The organism is Chryseobacterium culicis, from assembly GCF_002979755.1.
Taxonomy (GTDB): domain Bacteria; phylum Bacteroidota; class Bacteroidia; order Flavobacteriales; family Weeksellaceae; genus Chryseobacterium; species Chryseobacterium culicis_A.
The window spans coordinates 1830646-1851127 of sequence record NZ_PCPP01000001.1 but is presented as its reverse complement, the minus strand read 5'-3'; the positions used below and the strand labels follow the sequence as shown (position 1 = coordinate 1851127).

Genomic DNA, 20482 nt, shown 5'->3' with positions numbered 1-20482 from the left:
CTATGTTCTATTTTATTATTTCAAAAGTACCATTTTTTCTACAGCTGTAGCACTTCCTTTGCATTTTTCTTGATTTTGACTTTTTGCAAATATCTTAAAAATATACGTACCTTTTGCTACCGTAGACCCAAAATCATCTCTTCCGTCCCATTCTATTGCCTGACGAGGGGTTCTAAAGCCCTGTAGGAACGGTTCTGCGACTACTGGTTGTGATAAAGTTCTTACGAGTCTTCCGGTTATAGTATAAATTTGTACGTTCACATCCAGAATGTCATCACAATTGTGTTCAAACTGAATATATGTTTTATTGGTAAATGGATTTGGCCAGTTCAGCGGACGGTTGATGGTCAGGTGTTGGTCAGATTCATCTTTAACTTCAAAATTTAACGTAGCAGTTGTAGAATTATTGTTTATATCCCAAACTTTAAATGTTAATTGATGTTGCCCTATGGCCAGATTTCTGAAAGGATAGGTTACATTCCCTTTTTGATACTCTGCAAGACTAGGATTTAAACATCCGTTTCCTTCTCCTGCTGCATAAAAATCATTCAAAACAACAGTATTGATAATCTGCCCGTCAAGATATACTGTAATATCGTGGCCTACTCCTGATCCTGTTGAGTTGATTCCAGTATCATCCGTAAGGCAGGCAAGAAGCATAGGGTTCTGGTTGGTAATACCACCATCTGCAAAGTTGGTGTTATTCATATACAGCTTTACTTTTGGAGGTTGATTATCATTAATTCCGTTAGGATTAATATCACCCACCTGTACAGCCTGGTTATTGAAAACATCTGTTGATTTGTTGTCTGCATAGGCTAGTATTCTTCCCTGGCCTACAGCATAGTTAATATCTTTAGGAACATAAAATTCAGCAGTGAATACTCCATTTACAGCAGTTCCGGCAGATTTTACGATGGCACTTCCTTCTTCAGTATAATCTAAAACCGGAGTTAACACGCCACTGTTATTTAATGTTTTCTTGTTTAATCTCTTATCAAAAATATTGATGCTGACTTTTCCGTTGAAGGTATTATTCAATGTTCCGTTTGGATTATTGATGTGTCCTTTTATCTTTACAAAATCCAACCCTCTTATCAGTCCTGGAACCGGAGTTTCAATATTATCAATGATTAAAAGTCTTTGTGGTCTGCTTAATTTCATAGCAGGATCACCCAATAAGTTTACTTTTAAGTGATTGCTGTTTGGCCCTTTTTGTTTTTTAGCAATTAAGTGAGCATTTCCTAACGAATTAAAATCATCGTTGGTTAATTTAAAAATATTCTGAGTAAATGTATTGGTAAAATCACGTCCATAATCTACCCCAATAGCACGGCTGGAAGTAATCATTGTGGAAACACCTCCCTGCTTCATCTTAATAAACTGTTCTCCTACAGAGTTGGTGGATGGTTCATCCCATAATGTAAATTCACAAGTGATGGTAGAAACGAATGGAAATCTGCTGTATACATTAGAGAAATTGTTGGCATTCTGAACCTCACTACTCGTCAGAACTCTTTCCTGTGCCCAGCCATTGATTCCTCCATGTCCGAAATAGAACAGATACAGACTGTTTCCGATAGCATTGGAAATCGCCTGATTTACCTGTGGATATCTTCGCCCTCCAGAGGTGCTCTGAGCGGTAAAAGCATCCATATATAATTTTTTGACATTATATTCTTTAAGATCCGTCTGACCTGGCTGCTCAAATATACTCACCAGGGAATTGTTCATTACATTATGAAACGGACCTCCACCTTCATCATTATCATCTACAACAAAGTCAAGTCTCATGCGCCAGTCTCCGAAAGGGCTTGACTGTCCTTGAAGAGAATTGTAATAAGCCAGTGTTTTATTGATCATATCTCCGGCTTCACTTGCATTGGCTGCAGGAATTCTACCCACGGGTAGGTCCGGTAAGTTATTTTCAATTAATAGTGTGGTCTGCGGTTTAGTCATGACGATATAATCATCCGTCACGAATGATGAAACGTAGTCTGAAGACTGCTCACTCTGATAGCTGGCAACAACGTTTGAATTATTCGGAACTCTGTTTTTATAATCGTATGAGGCATCCCCCAGAATAAATACATACTGAAGTCTGCCCAGCGGAGTATTCAGTTTGCTGACAAAGTCTCTTATTGCAGTAAGATCTTTACTTCCGCTGCCATATTCCTCATAGATTTTGTTAATGTCAACAATTTCTACCTTATAGTTATGGTGAGTCTGATGATAGTTGGCAAGTCGCTGTGCCTGTCCCATCATTTCAGGGACGGTAAGGATGAGATAATCTACATTTTGTATGGCAGAAAGATTCTGGTTGGAAATTCTTCCTACAAATTGAGGACTGAAAGCTGCATCAGCACGGAAAGCTACAAACTCATTGTTGAAATTCTGATCAGCAGCGGTATAGGCAAAGTTGAAAGAACCAGCTCCTGCTTTATTCACTCTTCGGTTTGCATTGGTAATATCCGTAACATCCCATACCTGTTCAATATTAGCTGCATTACTGATACTGAAACCATAGGCTGTATTACTTCCACTTACAATCGAATAATCCCTGAAATTCATCTGTGAACCATTGAACGCAAGATTTTCTTTATACTGAACCTCTACATAATCAAAATAGAACGTTCCATTGGGATTTTTGGAAATATCAGGGTTATAAACCAGTGTAAACTGATTTCCGGTAAGATTGGTGAGTGTTCCGGAATACGTTACAGGATAAAAAGTATACTGATAACTGGATGTATCCGTAGGGATAACCTGTAACGGATGCGGATTTAAATTGTTGATCTTAAAATCAACAGTATTCTGTTGTGAATTATATGCTACAACCTGAGTTCTGTATCGTATTACATCATTAGCCTGTATAGGCGAATTGGTAGTAAGCGTTACTGTTTTTTCATTAGTGAAAGGCGTATCTTCTACCCATGTTCTCCCGACCTTTAACAGGTTTTTCTGATCTTTATTGATCACCTGGTAATTGTCATACCTTGTAATCATCTGGGCAGGAAGGTTTCCGTCAACAGTTGGAACTCTTTTTCCCGCACCTTTGTCAAAGTTGATATAATAATAAGAGAAATCCTCATAGATGTTTTTAACATTATTGCTTCTCTCACTGAATCGGGTATCGTGTCTTTTAAAGCCATTTCCATTGGAAGTGTCATAAAGGTTATATCCATCAGAACCCTGTGCATAGAAAAGAGCATAATCATTGTCATTCCATACCCCATCGTCTTCACCTACTACCTGAATGGCATTTTCCTGTAAAGCACCATATCTTGGATCCTGATTGTATTCAGGAAGCATTACCCCTCCGTTTCCATAAATTCTGAAGTTTTTAGGATTTACAGAACTCGGATTGATTCCATTATCTCTTAAAAACTGTGAAGTGATTTTGAATACCCCGGACTTGTCTACCTTTATTTTGTAGAAGTTTCCACTGGATAAAGGATTGGCAGTAGTTCCTATTTTATTAACCGTTCCTGTAGTATTGATAAAAGAAGAAGCTTCTGAAACATTAAATGAAGATAATCTCTGAACACGCCCCTTTATATTTTTAAATAAAGCAATACTAATGCTGGCATAGCTTTCACCATTTAAAGTATAATAGGAAACATCGGCTACATCATAATCAGGAAGTCTGCCTTTATCCAGCTCAAACAAATCCTGATTGGAAACACCTTCCCAAACAAGGTCTGAAATTTTCAGTTGCTTTTCTCCAATTTTTTGTTGGGTTACTATAAAAACATTATTTTGGCTGAAAGAAAAACCTTCATTTTTAAAATTGGGAAGATTTAATTTTGTGTCACCAAAATCCTGGATTTTAGAACCATTCCATTCTATGGTGTTTCTCTGGGCGTAAAGTGTTGATGCAAAAGCGATTAAAGATAAAAGAGTGATTTTTCGTCTCATGTTTACTATTGAAATTGCTAAATTACAAAATAAATCAAAATTTTAGAATTAAATTGCGATACAATAAAATTAATTTGTTAACGTTTTTCAAAAAAATCAAATGTTTACTTGATTTATTGAATAATTTATTTTTTCTTTGTACTTTGAAAATATTTATATCGACTATGAAAAAACTAAAGTTGTTTTCATTAATAGCATTAAGTTCTACACTTGCATTAACCAGCTGTGGCGGATCAGGAACCAGCAAAGGTGGCGGTACCAAAAAATTTGTCAGTAAAACAGGTTGGAAACCAAACGAAAAACAAGGTTGGTTTTTTGCAGGAAAGCAACAAAAGCAGAAGGGGTGGCCTGGAATGGTATATGTAGAAGGTGGAACTTTTACAATGGGATTAGTGAAAGATGATGTTATGCACGATTGGAATAACACGCCTCGCAGAATGCAGGTAAGTTCATTCTTTATCGGTGAAACTGAAATTACTAACTACGAATACCGCGAATACCTTACATGGTTGAAGTATGTATTCCCACCAAGTGACCCGAGTTTTAAGGAGATCTATAACGGTGCTTTGCCGGATACCTTATTATGGGACAACAAATTAGCAAGAAACGATTATAATGAAACTTATCTGCGTTCTCCGGAGTTTGATTACTATCCGGTAGTAGGAGTTTCCTGGACTCAGGCAAACAGATACTGTGAATGGCTGTCAGACAGAGCGAACGAAAAAGCTTTGATGCAGGCTGGTATTATTGCTAAAGATTTGTATATCAACGAATCTAACAACCAGGGAGGTACTGCTTTCAACATGGATAAATTCAAATCGAATGATCCTGAAATGCAAGGGTATATCAACGAGAAAAGAATGCAGCAAAAAACAGGTATGAAAACTACCAACCAGAGATTGCTTGCTGCTAACAGAGCTCCTAATTCTGCAATGGTACAGAAGTTCAGACTTCCTACCGAAGTAGAGTGGGAATATGCAGCTCTTGGTATGGCTAAAACCAGAGAATATAACCAATATCTAGGTAAAAAACCTGAAATCGAAAGATTAAGAGGTACTAAAGGAAGAGACAGAGGAATGTTCCTTGAAAACTTCAAAATGGGTAAAGGTGACTACTCAGGTATCGCTGGATGGAAGAATGACGGTTCTGCTCAAACTTCTGACGTAAGACAATACCCTTCTAATGATTTAGGTGTGTATGGTATGTACGGAAACGTTGCTGAATGGACGGCTGATGTTTACAGACCAATCATTGATGAAGATTACAACGATTTCAACTATTATAGAGGTAACATGCCTCAGGCAATTGTAAGAAACGGAGACGGTACTTATAAAATGATCGACGAAGGTACTATCAAATATGATACTTTGGCTGACGGAAGATTAGTTTACAAAGGACTTCCTGGACAATTTGAAAGACAGACTATCGCTGACTACAGAAATTACAGAGATGGTGACAGACAATCTTCTTTAGAATATTACAGAGCTTCTGATTCTGCTGCCGGATTCGATATGTACAACGCTCCTAAGAAAAGCTTTGTTGTAGATGGAACTGGTAGAGTGAAATTACAGAAAGATACCAAAGAGAGAACTTCAGGAATTTCTAACGAAGTTAGAGTGGTGAAAGGAGGTTCTTGGCAGGATACAGCGTATTGGCTGGATCCGGGACAAAGAAGATATAAAAATCAAAACAGAGCTTATGGTTGGGTAGGATTCCGTGTTGCACAGGATGCTAGAACTAACGATAAGAGTAGAACTAGAAGATAATATTTATCAAAAAATACTTATAAAAAACCTTCCGAACTTTCGGAAGGTTTTTTTATTTTTGAACCATGAAATCGCTTCGGTTAAAAAGTCTAAAATACTCATGTAGATTTGGCGATTGCATGTGACCACTTTTAAAAAAATATATATTTCCAAATGAATATAGAACAGTTTTATCCTTTATTTCTGCAGGCCGCAAAAGTGACCATTGACAGCAGAAAAATAGCACAGAATGATATTTTCTTTGCTTTTTCCGGTGAAAATTTCAATGCAGCTACCTTAGCGGAAAAAGCCATTGATGATGGAGCTTTGGCCGTGATTGTTGAACTTCCTGAATTTGAAAACAACGATAAAAACATTTTCTATGTTCCGTCTACCCTTGAGTTTTTGCAACAGCTGGCTATTTATCACAGAAGCAGACTTAGCATTCCTTTTATAGGACTTACGGGAAGTAATGGTAAGACTACCACAAAAGAACTTATTCATGCCGTTCTTTCTGAAAAATTTAATGTTCAGTATACATTTGGAAACCTGAACAATCACATCGGAGTTCCGTTAACAATTCTTTCCATTAAACCGGAACATGAAATGGCTGTGATTGAAATGGGAGCCAACCATCAGAAAGAAATAGAATTTCTGTGTACCCTTGCTCAACCTGATTTTGGCTATATTACCAATTTTGGAAAAGCCCATTTAGAAGGATTCGGAGGTTTTGAGGGCGTGATTAAAGGAAAGTCTGAACTGTATGATTATCTTAACAACAATAACAGAACTATTGTTGTTAACGAAAATGATCCTATCCAGGTAGAAAAAACTGAAAACTATTCACCTAAAATTACTTTTGGAAAAGATACATCCGATTATAATTTTGAATCTTTTTCAGAAGAACATTTTGTAGGGTTGACTTATCAGGGAATAAAAGCCGTTTCAAAGCTGACCGGAGAGTATAATTTTACCAACCTTTGTGCAGCTGCAAGCCTGGGTCTTCATTTCGGAATTGGTTTTGACAAAATACAACACGCACTGGAATGGTATACCCCTACCAATATGAGATCTCAGGTGGTGAAAAAAGAAGGACGGACTTTGGTTCTGGATACGTATAATGCGAACCCAAGCTCTATGACTGCTTCATTGAATAACTTTATCAGTTTTGAAGGTACTACAACCATTATCATTGGAGATATGCTGGAATTGGGTGATGAAAGCGAGAAAGAGCATCAGAACATCTTAAAACTGGCTCAGGATCTTCATTTCAACGAGATTATTACTGTGGGAAAACATTTTAAAGCAGTTAATCCTTCAGATCTTGCTTTTGAAAATACAGCAGAGCTGATAGAATATTTGAAACAAAATAGGATTCAGTCCGAAAACATCTTGTTGAAAGGGTCTAGAGGAATTGCGCTGGAGAAGCTGATTGATTTTATTTAATACAGTAAGAAAGCTGGAGGCTGGGAGAGGGAAGTTCATGAACGCAATTGAAGAGCTTCCTCTTTTATTCAACTTTATAAAATTTCATTGGTCAATAAACACTTTAAGAAGTAATTGGCCGGATAGTAACTTCCGGCTTCATTCTTCCAGCTTCCGGCTTTTAAGATTTCTTCAAATCCCAGAATTCTTTTACAATCAGTTTAATATTTTTAAACGTACTTGGGAAAACTTCATCCTCAATTTCTGACGTTGTTTTCCAGGCAACTTCAGTAATACCTTCTTCTATTTGTGGCGTGGAAGTATCTTCTCCATCAAAGTTCATTTCAAACCAATGGGTACATTTTAAAATTTTCTCCCCATTTCTTTCTACATAGATGTGGTAAGTGGTATTGATGAATTTTACAAGCTCTACATCACTAAGGCCGGTTTCTTCCTCTATTTCCCGTACTGCAGACTCTTCTCTGGATTCTCCTTTTTCCATCTTACCTTTAGGAAGATCCCATTTGCCCAGTCTTTTAATGAAAAGAATCTTACCTTCAGGATTATTCACGAGACCTCCTGCAGCTTCTATAATTCTGAAAAGCTTTTGGAACTCCTGCCAGATTTCATCCAAATTCTCTCCATATACATTAAGTTCCTGTAGAGAAGTGTTCTCTAAAAGATCCAAAGCAATCTCTAAAGTTGTGTAATTTTCATACGCAAGCTTTTTTTCAAGTTCTTCAGGATGCTTAGATATCAATAATTTTTTTTCGTTGACAAAAACTTTATACATTTGTAATAGTTAAGAATTTAAATACAAAAATAAAAAATGAATTTAGAAGGACGAAAGATTATTGTCAATAAATCATCTAAAGAACTTACCGAGTTGCTGAAATCACCTGAAAATTACAAAGATTTTATGCCGGATGGTCTTCAGAAATTTGAAACGAGAGATAACGGATTTAAATTTGGATTACAGGGAATGCCGGAAATTGCGTTAAAAATAGACGAAGTAGATGATCAGAAAGCTGTTTTAAAATCTGCAAGTTCAAGCTTGGATTTTACATTAACAGCAACTTTAAACCCGATCAGTGATAATCAAACTGAAGTTCAGATGTTATTCGAAGGGAAATTCAATCCATTCATTAAAATGATGGTAGAAAAACCATTACAGAACTTTATCAATACGCTTACTGATAAAATCGAAGCTTATAAATAATAAAAACCTTCAAAATGAAGGTTTTTTTATTTTTATATGAGAGATTCTTATACGGTAACTCCTGAGGAGTGGTCATGAGAACTTCCTGTGGCAGAAGACAACACATTGATCTCATTATTCATTTTTAGAACGCCCATAAAGGCAAAAATCAAAGCTTCCTTATAATTGATGATCTCTTTTTCAGGGATGATCACTTCGGCTTTTGTTTTTGCTCTTATTTTTTCAATTAAAAACGTGTTGTAGGCACCTCCGCCTGTAACCAGAATATCTTTTATATTATTTTTATTGATAACAAGGGAAATCTGCTGGGCGGCATGCTCTGTAAAAGTTGCCAGCGCATCCAGGGTTTCTATATTTTCAAGAGCTGGAAATATATGCTGGTTACACCATTCAATTCCCAAAGATTTTGGAGGTGAAAGATGGTAAAAATCCAATGCGTTAAGCTGATTCAGTAAGGTCTCATTGATTTTTCCTTTTTCAGCCAATTCTCCGTTTTCATCAAAGTTTTTATGAAGCTTTTGAGCCAAATAATTTAAAACAATATTAACCGGGGCAATATCAAAAGCGATTCTTTTTTCGCCTGATTGTAATGAAATATTGGAAAAACCACCAAGGTTTAAACAAGCGCTGTACTCCGAAAAAAGCAATGCATCCCCTATGGGTACCAGAGGTGCCCCATTTCCATTCATTAGAACATCCTGACTTCTGAAATCATAAATGACGGGTAATCCGGTTTCCAGTTTGATCGCTCTGCCGTCCCCAATCTGAAGGGTGAATTTTCTCTTTGGCTGATGAAAAACGGTATGTCCATGAGAAGCAATCAGGTCGATATTTTCAAGCTGATGCTTATGAATAAATTCTTTAACCCGCTGTCCCAGATAAAAACCATACTCTGAATGCAGTTCCAGTAAATCTTCAGCAGAAAGGTGAACCGAGTTTCTAAGTTGAGATTCCCAATCCTCAGAATAGGAGAGTGTCTCGGCCTTCAGGATTTGAAAGGTCCATATGTCCTGTTTTTCAAATTTGGCAAGGCAGATATCCAAACCGTCCAGACTTGTCCCGGACATCAGTCCAATAGCCAGAGCTTTCATAGTTTTTTGGAATTATTTTTTATTCTCAGAAATTCTTTTTGAACTGAAATCTCCTGAGTTGTTATAGAATGTATATTCGGAAAAATCATCTTTGGCAGTCATTCCATTGGCACCTACCAGCGTAGAGCCGTCTTCCATGGTAACGTATACCGTATCTTTGGTATAGATTCTGTTTTTTCGCTGATCCCAATAAATACTCTGCATGGCAAATCTCTGTCCTTCATTGGTTTTTATTCTTACATCACCTTTGGCTTCGTAGAACTTTTTGTATTCAAAAATACGGGCGTATTTAGCCGTAATTCTTCCTGGAACCTTAGGTTTCTTTTTATCAAAAAACTCAATGTCGATTCCTTTTCTGGCTATTACATACGGGCTGTCGATCAACTCATATTTTTCAATGATCGGTGCTTTGGCCTTTAAAGTAACAAAACCGGAATCACGCTGTATAATATTGGCGTTGTTGATGATTTGTGAAGGGAAATTTTTGCTTTGGCTGCCATTTCTTTTGGTAAGATCCTCTTCACAGGATGTCAATATAAAAAATATAGCACAACTAAAAAGGCATGCTATATTTTTATATGATATTTTTTTTGAAAAGTTCATTTTAGTTATAAAGAGTCTTTCTGAACCATTTGTCAGCAAAATTAAAGCCGATTCTCAGGTTAACGAAATTCTGGTTGATCAGATTGTTTTGAAGAGTACCTCTTTTACCTACTTCTAACCCTATTTCAAGACCACTCATTCTTGTGATACTACTGTTTTTGAATGGAAGCATAACCCCTGCAGAAATACCGAACTTGTTTATACTGTTTCCTTCCAGATTAAGGTTTCCTCTCTCGTAGAAAGCACCATATCTATAGATTACTCTTGAGAAGTAGTTTCTAAAGTTATTGTAGTTCGGAAGATACCATCCTCCTGCAGAAATTCTGTAAGTATCCTGGAAATTAAAATCTTTACCAAAATAAGAGATATCTTCTCCTTTTTTATAATCTACCTGTCCTGATACAAACCAGTGGTTCTCACTTCCATATCCAACCCCTAAGGAAGCCTGAAGTGGAAGAAGGTTTTTGGATTTTGTTTCTTTTTGCTCTATGATTGTTTCTGATCCGGTAACTTTAGTAGTCTCCTGAGCATCAGAATATCTGTATGTACTGTTGGTGTACTGAGTAGTCATATTACTTGTATTACCAAAAGTAGCAGTAGCTCCTACGGTAAACTTCTTATCAGTACGCGTATTTAAAGTCTGGTAGCTTGTACCTAATGTGAAATTAAAGTTTCTGATTCTGTTTTTAGTCTCATAACCATTAACATATTCACCTACATAGGTACCAAGATTACTGTTGTAAGCACGGAACTCATTAAGGTCATTAAGATCTCCAAAGTAAAGGTTAGCTTTTGCCCCTACAGACAATTCCTGACTGATCTTATAAGAAAGAGCAATCTGAGCAGTGTTCAAAGTTCCGCTTCCCTTAAAGTTATTTCTGTAAAGGGGAGTTGTGTTATCACTGGCAAGCTGTTCCGTTACGATATCGTAGCTTTTAGAACTGTATGGCTGATAAGAGATTCCCATTTTTACTTTAGAAGATAATGGAAATGCAAGCGAAATATTGGAAAGATACGTAGAATGCTTTGTAGATTTCATATCGTTGTAGTTCGATTTGAAATAATTGTTTTCGTTGGTAGCTTCCAGTCTGATACTCGTAAGTTCAAAATTGGCGTTGTTTGCCGGGTTGGCAAAATTGAAACTACTGGTAAAATCACTTATAAAAGCAGTAGATATACCTCCCATAGAAGTAGTTTCGATCGTATTATCATATTTCACATCTCCAATTCCATACGTTGCATAAGGAGAGTTGCTTAGACTCTGTGCATTAAGAAAATATCCAACTGATATGAATGATACTACAAAGATTTTTTTCATTCTTTATTTTTAAAACAATGCGCAAATATCTTAAATATTAATGAATTGTAAAAATTATATGTGGTTAAAGTTTGTTAAGGGCTTTTCTTTAAAAGAAAAATGCAAATTTTCAGCCTTAAAAATAGCAATTCTGTAGTACATAAAAAAGACTGTTCCTGAGCAGACAGTCTTTATTTATATTCGTTATTACCTGATTATTTATTTTACCTGAAGGACAGAACGGCTGTGGCTGAAGCATTCAAAACTGAACTTCCCATGATATTTTCCCATTCCTGAAGTTCCTACTCCTCCAAAAGGTAAATAGTGAGAACCCACGTGGATAATGGCACTGTTGATTTCAGCATCTCCGCTTGTGGTATGATGTAAAACATAATCAGCCAGTTCCTGATTTTCTGTGAAAATATACAATGCTAAAGGTTTAGGACGGTTATTGATTTCTTCCAGTGCCTCTTCAATATCGCTGTACGTCAAAATAGGAAGAATAGGCCCGAAGATCTCCTGCTGCATCACCTGATCATCCCAGGTAATATTATCCATTACAGTAGCCCCAAAATGACGGGTTTCAAGGTCATATTTTCCACCGTAAATCACTTTTTCCGGAGCTGCGTCCAGATAACCTGCCAGGTGTTTAATCTGGTTCTGACTGACAATTTTTCCTATTTTCCCAAGTGATTCTCCTTCATAAGTGGTATCCAGATTAGCTTTGAATTTTTCAATGAAGGCATCTTTTACAGACTCATGGATATAGATATAGTCCGGAGCAACGCAAGTTTGTCCGCAATTAATCCATTTTCCATAAGATATTCTTGCCACAGCTTTATCCAGATCTGCATCTTTATGAACAATCGTTGGAGATTTTCCGCCCAGTTCAAGGGTCACCGGAATTAACTGTTCTGCAGCTGCTTTCATAACAATCTTCCCGACATTCGGGCTTCCTGTAAAGAAAATATAATCAAAAGGTAAACTTAATAACAATGTATTTTCTTCAATAGCACCCTGAATAACTGCTACATAAGATTCATCAAATGATTTTCTGATAATATCTTCAAGAACCTGAGCTACATGAGGCGTATTTTCAGAAGGTTTTATAATGGCCGTATTTCCTGCAATCAAAGCCCCAATCAACGGACTGAATGTTAATTGAACAGGATAGTTGAAAGGTCCGATAATATACGTAACTCCATAAGGCTGATAGGTTACTTTACTTACAATTTCAGCACCTGAAGGATGTGGTTTTGAAGGTACAGGAGTTGGCTTTGCCCATTCATCAACATTTTCCAGCAAATAATCAAGTTCACTGATAACAATTTGAATCTCCACGTACTCTGCTTCTTTTCTGCTTTTTCCCAAATCTGTATCCAAAGCCTCACAAAGTGCATCAGTATGCTGTAAAAAAACTTCACGAAATTTTCTTAATTGTGCTTTTCTGAATTCAATATCTTTAGTCTGATTGGTTTTGTAAAAGACTTTCTGCTGTTGAAATATCCCTTTAATTTTTTGTTCCAGGTTTGTATCCATTGGTTTAATATTTTTAATATTGGAAATAGGTGTGAAATGGTAATGAATGTACGAATAATTTCACGTTGCAAATATATTGTATAAAATTACATTGTGTAAAATTTAATTTCATGTTTTATTCTAATCCTATTATTGATATTACCTATAATATGAGGCATTTCTTTTGAGCCATTAAGATTGTATGAAGGTGCTAAGAGTAGTAAGATAAGCTTCGCTTTAAGCTTAAAATCAGAATGATTCATCTTAACTATACTTTATTTCTTCAACCCTTCTTAATGGTTTTATTATATCCTGTACTTTTATAGATTTAAAGAAACTCAAAATGTATGATCTATATTTTTATGCATTTTAAGCAGACTTAATTTTATGAAATGAGAGAAGATTTTTTATCTTTGAAACATGAATTGGGAGAACATCGCCGGACAGACAAATCTGAAAAAACTTCTTAGAGAAAGCATTGCTGAAAACAGGGTGAGCCATGCCCAACTTTTTGTAGGAAAGGAGGGATACGGAGCACTGCCTATGGTATTGGCCTATGCACGGGAAATTTTCATGCGGGAAAATGAACATGCTGCGATGAAGGTAGAGCACCTTAATCACCTGGATCTGCATTTCAGTTTTCCGGTTTTTACCGATAATAAAAATTCATTAAGTAAAAATAAATTTGATGAGTTCAGAGAAATGATCCTGGCTTCTCCTTATGCAAGTTATGATGACTGGACTGCTTTTTTAGAATCGGAGAATAAACAGTTATTTATTTCTGCTGATGAGATTGATGACCAGAACCAGAAGTTCTCTTTAAAAAGTTATGAAGGGGGAACCAAAATTCTTATCGTCTGGAGAGCTGATAAAATGAATATAGCGGCTTCCAATAAGTTTTTGAAATTTTTGGAGGAGCCACCAGCAAAGACTGTTATTCTTCTTACAGCGGAAAGTACCAACGATATTCTTCCAACCATCCTTTCCAGAGCACAGATTGTAGAGATTCCCAGAATTAATGATGAAGATATTGAAAATCATCTCAAAAAGAATTTTTCTGTTTCTGAAGAAAAAGTGAGAGAGATTGTTCATGAAGCACAGGGAGATCTCAATGATGCCATAAAACTATTGAATTCTGGAGATAAAAGCAATGAATTCGAAAAGCTTTTTGTACAGTGGGTGAGAGATGCATTTATGGTTAAAAAGAAACCTGAATATTTAAAAAGCATTATTTTCTGGGCAAGGGAAATTGCAGGATGGAACAGAGAAAAACAGAAAAACTTCCTCAACTATTGTTCTGAAATTTTCAGGCTGGCATTACTTCAAAACTATCAGTCCGAAAATCTGGTGTATAAAAAGATTAATGCGAACGGTTTCAATTGGGCAGGGTTTTCAAAATTTATCAGTGGCGCTAATATTGAAAGTATTCTGGAGGAAATCAATACTGCGGATCTGCACCTAACCCGAAACGGAAATCCTAAAATTGTCTGGACCGATCTCGGCATAAAATTATCAAGATATATTCACAAAAGCACATAAATAAAACTCCGGCTCTCACCGGAGTTTTTATTTGTATTTTCCCTTTTTTCAAGAGGTATTTTCCAGTAAAATTGTGTTAAAGATTGATATTTTGTAGAGAATTTTTTTCAAATTTCCCAATATCATTAAACTTTATCCAGCTGTTTTTCATCCAAAACAGGCTTTACAGAAGTTCCAGCACTCATTATAGAAACCGTCTTTCTGTTACAATAAATTAAATCTATATTAAAAAATCAATCAATCGTTTGATTTGTGTTAAAACTTGTGTACATTTGCGCCCTGAAAAATGAACACTAACATGATTTCAAAAGAAGAAAATATATTATTTGCAGCCGAGAAGCTTTTTGCAGAAAAGGGATTCGAAGGGACTTCCACCCGCGAAATTGCAAAGGATGCTAATGTAAACATCTCTATGATCTCGTATTATTTTGGCTCTAAGGAAAAACTTTATGAGAAATTAGTGGAATACAGAATGAATGAAGGTCAGTTTTTTTCAAAAGATCTTTTGGGAAGAACAGATATCAACGAGTGGCAGAAAATTGAAAAAGTCATTGATCAGTTTTCTCACAAGATCAGAACTCAAAAATGCTTCTACAGAATTATGCAGAGAGAGCAGCTGCATACAAAGAATCCTCAGATTGTAGAATTTTTGAAACAAACCAAAATGGGATTCCTTTCTATGTATTCCCAAATATTGGAAAGTGGTCTTAAAAATGGAATTTTCACCAAAAACCCACCTATTTATCTGCTTCATTCCACGGTAAGCGGAACCTTATTTTATGCATTCAATGCTAAAGAAATGTATAAAGAGTTCCTGAATGAAACAGAAGATGAAGAAGCTTTTGATGAAAAATACTACACAGAACTTAATAAACATATAAAATATATACTAAAAGACCTTTTAGGTTATGAAGAGAATAAATAACTCAGTGATTGCATTATCACTATTCGTAGGAATAGCAAATGTAAATGCTCAGGAGAAAAAAACACTTTCTCTTGACGAAGCCGTGCAGCTGGGAATCCAGAACAGCAAGAATCTCAAGATCGATGCAGCCAAGATCGAAGAGGCTACAGCTGATCTTTTGGAGGCTAAAAACAGACAGTTACCGGAATTGAAAGTGTCAGGTAGCTATATGTACCTTCCGATAAAACCGAATGTTGATATTAAACTTCCGGGAGTTTCCGGTGGAGCAGGTGGCCCAGAAGTACATCAGGTGCTTTACGGTTCCGCTAACCTTAGCGTTCCGATCTACAGCGGGGGAAGAATCAAATACGGTATTCAGTCAGCTAAATATTTGGTAGAAGCTTCTAAACTAAGCACTGAGAATGATAAAATTGCCATTGCTTATAATGTTGCCCAGGCTTATAACAACCTGTTTAAAGCCAACCAGTCCATCAAGGTCTTTGAAGAAAATCTTGCCGCTTCTCAAAAAAGAGATGAAACTTTCCTTAAAATGGAAAACAATGGTTTGATTGCAAGAAATGACAGATTAAAGGCAAATCTTCAGACTTCAAATATTGAACTTCAGTTACTGGAAGCTAAGAATAACTATAATATTGCCAACATCAATATGGATCTTTTATTAGGACTGGCAGAAACTACAGAACTGGCAGTAGATGAAAATTATATTGAGGAAGGATCAGACGTAAAACCTGTTGATTTTTATGTTACCGAAGCCAGAGAAAACCGTAAAGACTTACAGGCTTTGGCTCAACAGAGAAAAGCGGCAGAATTGGGATCAAAAGCAGCAAAAGCAGAAAATCTTCCTTCTATTGCCTTTACAGGAGGTTATGTAGCGGCTGATATTCCTAAGTTTCTTACTGTTTACAATGCGATCAACGTAGGGATTGGAGTTTCATATAACTTATCCAACCTGTGGAAAGAAAACTCTTCATTGAGACAATCGCAGGCAAGAGAAAAACAGCTTGCTGCTACCGATGAGTTATTGAATGATAACATTAAGCTTGATGTAAACAGAGAGTACCAGAACACAGATTATTCAAAGAAGAGAATTACTGTTTTTGAAAAATCTGCTGAGCAGGCTAATGAAAACTACAGAATTACTAAAAATAAATACGATAACGGTCTTGCAACCATGACAGAATTATTGGATGCAGATGCGGCGCAGATTGCTGCCAACGTTGGCGTAATCAATGCTAAGGCAGATGCTGCACTGGCATACAGAAAACTATTACAGACAACAGGAACTTTAACAATTAAATAATCAGATCGAAACCAAAATGGAAAATAATAATACACAGGCAGTTGAACCTAAAAAGAAAAAAAGTTTAGTTTTTCCTATCATTTTAGCTGCAGTAGTAATCGGAGGAGGAATCTACGGTTACAGAGCTTTTACTTACGGACAGTACCATGAAGAGACTGACGATGCTCAAATCGCTTCCAATATGTCACCGGTAATTTCTAAAATCTCAGGATATGTAGCTCAGGTAAAAGTAAAAGACAACCAGTTTGTAAAGAAGGGAGATACGTTGGTGATTTTGGATAACAGAGATCAGAAAATGGCTCTTGAACAGGCTCAGGCAGCATTATCTACGGCGAGAAGTAATATCTCCAATGCAGAAGCTACTACAACGGCTACTTCAAAAAATATCGGTTCTTCAGAAGCAGCAGTAGTCACTGCCAATGCTCAGATAGAAGCCGCAAAAGTAAATGTTTGGAAAACTTCTCAGGATTTGAAGAGATATGCTAATCTTGTAAAAGACCATTCTATTACAGAACAGCAATATGAGCAGGCTTTAGCAGCAAAGCAATCTGCAGACAGACAGTTACAGGTTTTAGTTGATCAGAGAAATCAAATTGCTCAGCAAACCCATATTGCTTCTTCTCAAACGGCTGCAAGTTCACAACAAATCAGTGTTGCCGGATCTGTTGCTAAACAAAGAGAAGTAGATGTGGAAAATGCAAAATTAAACTTATCATATACCGTAATTCTTGCACCTGAAGACGGCCATGTAGGAAAAGTATCTACACAGGCAGGTCAGTATCTGCAGGCAGGATCACAGTTGTTTGCTTTGGTTAAAAACGATCAGAAATGGGTTGTGGCCAACTTTAAGGAAACACAGGTAGATAAAATGGTAGAGGGACAGAAGGTGAAAATCGAGATTGATGCTTTCCCTGATCAGGAGTTTGAAGGAGTAGTAAGTTCATTCTCTCCGGCTACAGGAGCTACTTTCTCTATTCTTCCTCCGGATAATGCGAGTGGTAACTTCGTAAAAGTAGTTCAGAGACTTCCTATAAAAATCGATTTTGTAAATCTTGATAAGAACATTGCAAAAAGATTAAGAACAGGAATGAACGTGAAGGCAGAAGTTGCTTTGAAATAACCTTTAAAACTGTTAAAAGTCAATGAATTTCGTTGTCAATAGGGAATCAGCTTTGCTGTCAATTTAAAATAAACTGTTTTAAAATTCACTATTCACTTGCGAAGCAAAATTTACCATTGACTTTTTACATCGTAAAAAACTTATGCAAGATTCATTAGTAGAATATGGAGCGCGTAGAGTAATCATTACGATTACGGCTATCCTTTGTGCCCTTCTTGAAATTGTAGACTCCACGATTGTCAATGTTGCCTTGAATGAAATGAAGGGGAATCTTGGATCTACACTTTCTGAAGTGGGATGGGTAATTACGGCTTATGCCATTGGTAACGTAATTATAGTACCAATGACGAGCTGGCTTTCCCAGCAGTTTGGGCGTAGAAATTACTTTGCGGCATCCATCATTATATTTACCATATTTTCATTTTTATGTGGAAATGCGACCAATATCTGGGAACTTGTGTTTTTCAGATTGATGCAGGGAATCGGTGGGGGAGCCTTATTGGTAACTTCACAGACGATTATTACGGAATCTTATCCGATTGAAAAAAGAAGTATGGCTCAGGCTATTTATGGTCTGGGAGTAATTATCGGTCCTACCTTAGGTCCGCCTCTTGGAGGATATATCGTTGATAACTTCAGCTGGCCATATATTTTCTATATTAATATTCCGATTGGAATTGCAGCAACCTTGATGACGCTGCAGTTTGTAAGAAGTCCGAAATATGCAGAAAAACGTAAAGTCTCGGATGTTGACTGGATTGGGATTGGATTGCTGGCAGTAACAGTAGGTTCATTACAGTTCATTCTGGAAAGAGGACATGAAGAAGACTGGTTTGAAAGCGGAATGATTGTAGCCTTCACAGTAGCCGCAATTTTAGGATTTATATTATTCCTTTGGAGAGAACTTACCTTTAAATATCCAATCGTTGAGCTCAGGGTACTTAAAAACAGCAATTTAAGAATCGGAACCATGATGTCATTCGTGCTTGGATTCGGGCTGTATGGTTCTACATTCATCGTTCCACTGTATACCCAGAGTATTTTAGGGTGGACGGCACTTCAGTCAGGTGCACTGATGATTCCGGCAGCTTTAACGACGGCCTTTATGATGCCTATCATTGGTAGATTACTGGCAAAAGGAGCAAAACAGCAGATTCTGGTTTCTTTAGGATTATTCATCTTCTTTGTCTATAGCTTCTGGGGATACAAAATTCTGACACCGGATACCAGTAAAGATGCCTTCTTCTGGATGCTGATCGTGAGAGGAGCAGGTTTAGGATTATTGTTTATTCCGATTACCTCTTTGTCATTAAGTACACTGAAAGGGCAGGAAATTGGTCAGGGAGCCGCTTTTACAGGGATGATGAGACAGCTGGGAGGATCTTTCGGGATTGCAGCAATCACAACTTTTATTGCCAATGCTGGTCAGAAATACAGGAATAACCTGATTTCCCACCTTGACGAAAACAGCTTTGATGTTCAGCAAAGACTTGCCGCCCTTAAAGCAAATTTTATAGCGAAAGGAATGACTCCTGATGCAGCAATGAATGCCGCGTATAAAATGCTCGACTTATCCGTAACGAAACAAGCAACGGTATTATCCTATATGGATGTATTTCTTTACCTCGGAATCGTATTCCTGATATGTATTCCGTTTATCTTACTTGTAAAAGAAAGAAAGAGCAAAGAAAAAATAGATTTGAGTGAAGCCATGCACTAAATTATAATAATAAAAACCTTCGAAAATTTCGAAGGTTTTTTTATGTTGTTTCTGATGTAAAATAGTATCATTCAATACCTTTAGATTGTGATTTTGTTCAATGAAAAATAATATCACATATTGGAGAATTTATTTATTTTTTCTAGCTTTACCGTACCAAATGAAAAAAGTATGAATACATTCCCTCTCCATTCAACAATCCAATCAAAAAGGATTTACCCCAATACAGTATCGGATTTTATCTGAACTTCATGTATTAAACACAGTTGACACAGCTACTTTTTATATTCCATAAAAACAACTTCCCCATTTCAGAAGCTGTATGAGGTGGTGTGTTTCGGTGTATCACCTAATTAAACCATGATTTCAAAACACTAATAACGTATTAAATATGAATCAAATTCAATTGCCGGAAACTTATGCCGCATTATCCTACTTCAGAGAAAATGATGTTTATCTTCCTGAAATGAATCAAGCCCAGATTATTTCAGATTTCTTTCCCAAAACCTTTACTGAACTTACGCAGCGCTTGTCTGATATTACAGGAGCTTTTTATGGAGGGATGCTCAAACAAATCGGAAAACTTTATGGGGCAGAGGCTATAGAACAGCTTTCCAGTACTTTTATGTATGATCTCGGATCAAGAATGGCGCTGAGAAATCTTGAAACAAAACCTAACCTGCAGCCTGGTATTCCCGCTGTAGCAAAAATACTGATAGGAGCAATTTTTACATCCAGTCCCGAATATAACTTTGAATTTAAAGAATTAAATGACTACAAATGTGAATTACTGATTAAAGGAGTAGACCGCTATCATAAAATCACTCAGAGCCTGCAGATTGCGGGTTTACTGAAATGGCCGGTCATAAAACCTTTCATACAGGGAGTTTGCGATACAATGGGGCTGGATGTTTTACTTGAAATAAAAGTCCTCAAACTAGATCCGGACAGCTCATGCAGTTACCATGTAGTTATCGCAGAAAAATAGAGCAGAATATTGAAATAATAATTTCAAATATCAATAGGAGCGGACTTTAGTCCGCTTTCTCTATTATAAGCAAG

15 protein-coding genes are annotated in these 20482 nt (G+C 36.6%); 9 read left to right on the top strand and 6 right to left on the bottom strand.

Annotation, left to right across the window (positions count from 1 at the left end):
* Nucleotides 1–15: 15 nt before the first annotated feature.
* Entirely contained in the window at nt 16–3918 is a 3903-nt protein-coding gene (porU, locus tag CQ022_RS08410) for a type IX secretion system sortase PorU (RefSeq protein WP_105680984.1), read from the bottom strand.
* Between the two features lie 164 nt (nt 3919–4082).
* Between porU and gldJ the strand changes: the two genes are divergently transcribed.
* Complete coding sequence (gene gldJ, locus CQ022_RS08405) at nt 4083–5684, top strand: gliding motility lipoprotein GldJ (RefSeq protein ID WP_105680983.1); 1602 nt, start codon at nt 4083–4085, stop codon at nt 5682–5684.
* Between the two features lie 153 nt (nt 5685–5837).
* Nucleotides 5838–7109, top strand: a complete 1272-nt coding sequence (locus tag CQ022_RS08400; RefSeq protein ID WP_105680982.1) for a UDP-N-acetylmuramoyl-tripeptide--D-alanyl-D-alanine ligase — start codon at nt 5838–5840, stop codon at nt 7107–7109.
* 160 nt (nt 7110–7269) lie between these two features.
* Here the strand turns inward: CQ022_RS08400 and CQ022_RS08395 are convergent, their stop codons facing one another.
* A complete protein-coding gene (locus CQ022_RS08395; protein ID WP_105680981.1) occupies nt 7270–7881 on the bottom strand; it encodes an NUDIX hydrolase in 612 nt (203 codons plus the stop codon).
* Between the two features lie 36 nt (nt 7882–7917).
* Here CQ022_RS08395 and CQ022_RS08390 point away from each other — a divergent pair, with 36 nt between their 5' ends.
* Nucleotides 7918–8307 (top strand): hypothetical protein, encoded by a 390-nt coding sequence (locus tag CQ022_RS08390; protein ID WP_047387661.1) that lies wholly within the window; start codon nt 7918–7920, stop codon nt 8305–8307.
* Nucleotides 8308–8354: 47 nt separating this feature from the next.
* Here CQ022_RS08390 and CQ022_RS08385 read toward each other — a convergent pair whose 3' ends face one another.
* The 4 genes from CQ022_RS08385 to mdlD all read right to left on the bottom strand — a co-directional run bounded on the left by CQ022_RS08385 (nt 8355) and on the right by mdlD (nt 12837).
* Nucleotides 8355–9398 carry an anhydro-N-acetylmuramic acid kinase gene (locus CQ022_RS08385; RefSeq protein ID WP_105680980.1) on the bottom strand — a complete coding sequence of 348 codons (1044 nt, stop codon included), beginning with the start codon at nt 9396–9398 and terminating at the stop codon, nt 8355–8357.
* Nucleotides 9399–9410: 12 nt separating this feature from the next.
* Nucleotides 9411–10001: an LPS export ABC transporter periplasmic protein LptC gene (lptC, locus tag CQ022_RS08380; RefSeq protein ID WP_105680979.1), complete on the bottom strand. Its 591-nt coding sequence runs from the start codon at nt 9999–10001 to the stop codon at nt 9411–9413.
* A gap of 1 nt (nt 10002) precedes the next feature.
* Complete coding sequence (locus tag CQ022_RS08375) at nt 10003–11319, bottom strand: hypothetical protein (RefSeq protein WP_105680978.1); 1317 nt, start codon at nt 11317–11319, stop codon at nt 10003–10005.
* Nucleotides 11320–11517: 198 nt separating this feature from the next.
* Nucleotides 11518–12837: an NAD(P)-dependent benzaldehyde dehydrogenase MdlD gene (gene mdlD, locus CQ022_RS08370; RefSeq protein ID WP_105680977.1), complete on the bottom strand. Its 1320-nt coding sequence runs from the start codon at nt 12835–12837 to the stop codon at nt 11518–11520.
* A 399-nt stretch (nt 12838–13236) separates the two neighbouring features.
* On the opposite strand from mdlD, the gene CQ022_RS08365 reads away from it, so the two are divergent.
* The 6 genes from CQ022_RS08365 to CQ022_RS08340 all read left to right on the top strand — a co-directional run bounded on the left by CQ022_RS08365 (nt 13237) and on the right by CQ022_RS08340 (nt 20408).
* A complete protein-coding gene (locus CQ022_RS08365) occupies nt 13237–14355 on the top strand; it encodes an ATP-binding protein (protein ID WP_105680976.1) in 1119 nt (372 codons plus the stop codon).
* A 298-nt stretch (nt 14356–14653) separates the two neighbouring features.
* Nucleotides 14654–15280, top strand: coding sequence for a TetR/AcrR family transcriptional regulator (locus tag CQ022_RS08360; protein WP_228421496.1), 627 nt, complete (start codon nt 14654–14656; stop codon nt 15278–15280).
* Complete coding sequence (locus tag CQ022_RS08355) at nt 15264–16580, top strand: TolC family protein (RefSeq protein ID WP_105680974.1); 1317 nt, start codon at nt 15264–15266, stop codon at nt 16578–16580. Before CQ022_RS08360 ends, CQ022_RS08355 begins: the two co-directional genes overlap by 17 nt.
* A gap of 16 nt (nt 16581–16596) precedes the next feature.
* The gene (locus CQ022_RS08350; RefSeq protein WP_105680973.1) at nt 16597–17700 is read left to right on the top strand and encodes an HlyD family secretion protein; all 1104 of its coding nucleotides are present in this window, start codon (nt 16597–16599) and stop codon (nt 17698–17700) included.
* 142 nt (nt 17701–17842) lie between these two features.
* Complete coding sequence (locus tag CQ022_RS08345) at nt 17843–19420, top strand: DHA2 family efflux MFS transporter permease subunit (RefSeq protein WP_105680972.1); 1578 nt, start codon at nt 17843–17845, stop codon at nt 19418–19420.
* Nucleotides 19421–19811: 391 nt separating this feature from the next.
* Nucleotides 19812–20408: a hypothetical protein gene (locus CQ022_RS08340; RefSeq protein WP_105680971.1), complete on the top strand. Its 597-nt coding sequence runs from the start codon at nt 19812–19814 to the stop codon at nt 20406–20408.
* Nucleotides 20409–20482 lie beyond the last annotated feature (74 nt).

Excerpts from the sequence above, each read along its gene's own strand:
- CQ022_RS08350 (WP_105680973.1), top strand. The coding sequence starts at position 16,597 with ATGGAAAATAATAATACACAGGCAGTTGAACCTAAAAAGAAAAAAAGT.
- CQ022_RS08385 (WP_105680980.1), bottom strand. The coding sequence starts at position 9,398 with ATGAAAGCTCTGGCTATTGGACTGATGTCCGGGACAAGTCTGGACGGT.
- mdlD (WP_105680977.1), bottom strand. The coding sequence starts at position 12,837 with ATGGATACAAACCTGGAACAAAAAATTAAAGGGATATTTCAACAGCAG.
- CQ022_RS08355 (WP_105680974.1), top strand. The coding sequence starts at position 15,264 with ATGAAGAGAATAAATAACTCAGTGATTGCATTATCACTATTCGTAGGA.
- porU (WP_105680984.1), bottom strand. The coding sequence starts at position 3,918 with ATGAGACGAAAAATCACTCTTTTATCTTTAATCGCTTTTGCATCAACA.
- CQ022_RS08365 (WP_105680976.1), top strand. The coding sequence starts at position 13,237 with ATGAATTGGGAGAACATCGCCGGACAGACAAATCTGAAAAAACTTCTT.
- CQ022_RS08390 (WP_047387661.1), top strand. The coding sequence starts at position 7,918 with ATGAATTTAGAAGGACGAAAGATTATTGTCAATAAATCATCTAAAGAA.
- CQ022_RS08345 (WP_105680972.1), top strand. The coding sequence starts at position 17,843 with ATGCAAGATTCATTAGTAGAATATGGAGCGCGTAGAGTAATCATTACG.
- CQ022_RS08400 (WP_105680982.1), top strand. The coding sequence starts at position 5,838 with ATGAATATAGAACAGTTTTATCCTTTATTTCTGCAGGCCGCAAAAGTG.
- CQ022_RS08360 (WP_228421496.1), top strand. The coding sequence starts at position 14,654 with ATGATTTCAAAAGAAGAAAATATATTATTTGCAGCCGAGAAGCTTTTT.
- gldJ (WP_105680983.1), top strand. The coding sequence starts at position 4,083 with ATGAAAAAACTAAAGTTGTTTTCATTAATAGCATTAAGTTCTACACTT.
- CQ022_RS08395 (WP_105680981.1), bottom strand. The coding sequence starts at position 7,881 with ATGTATAAAGTTTTTGTCAACGAAAAAAAATTATTGATATCTAAGCAT.
- CQ022_RS08340 (WP_105680971.1), top strand. The coding sequence starts at position 19,812 with ATGAATCAAATTCAATTGCCGGAAACTTATGCCGCATTATCCTACTTC.
- CQ022_RS08375 (WP_105680978.1), bottom strand. The coding sequence starts at position 11,319 with ATGAAAAAAATCTTTGTAGTATCATTCATATCAGTTGGATATTTTCTT.
- lptC (WP_105680979.1), bottom strand. The coding sequence starts at position 10,001 with ATGAACTTTTCAAAAAAAATATCATATAAAAATATAGCATGCCTTTTT.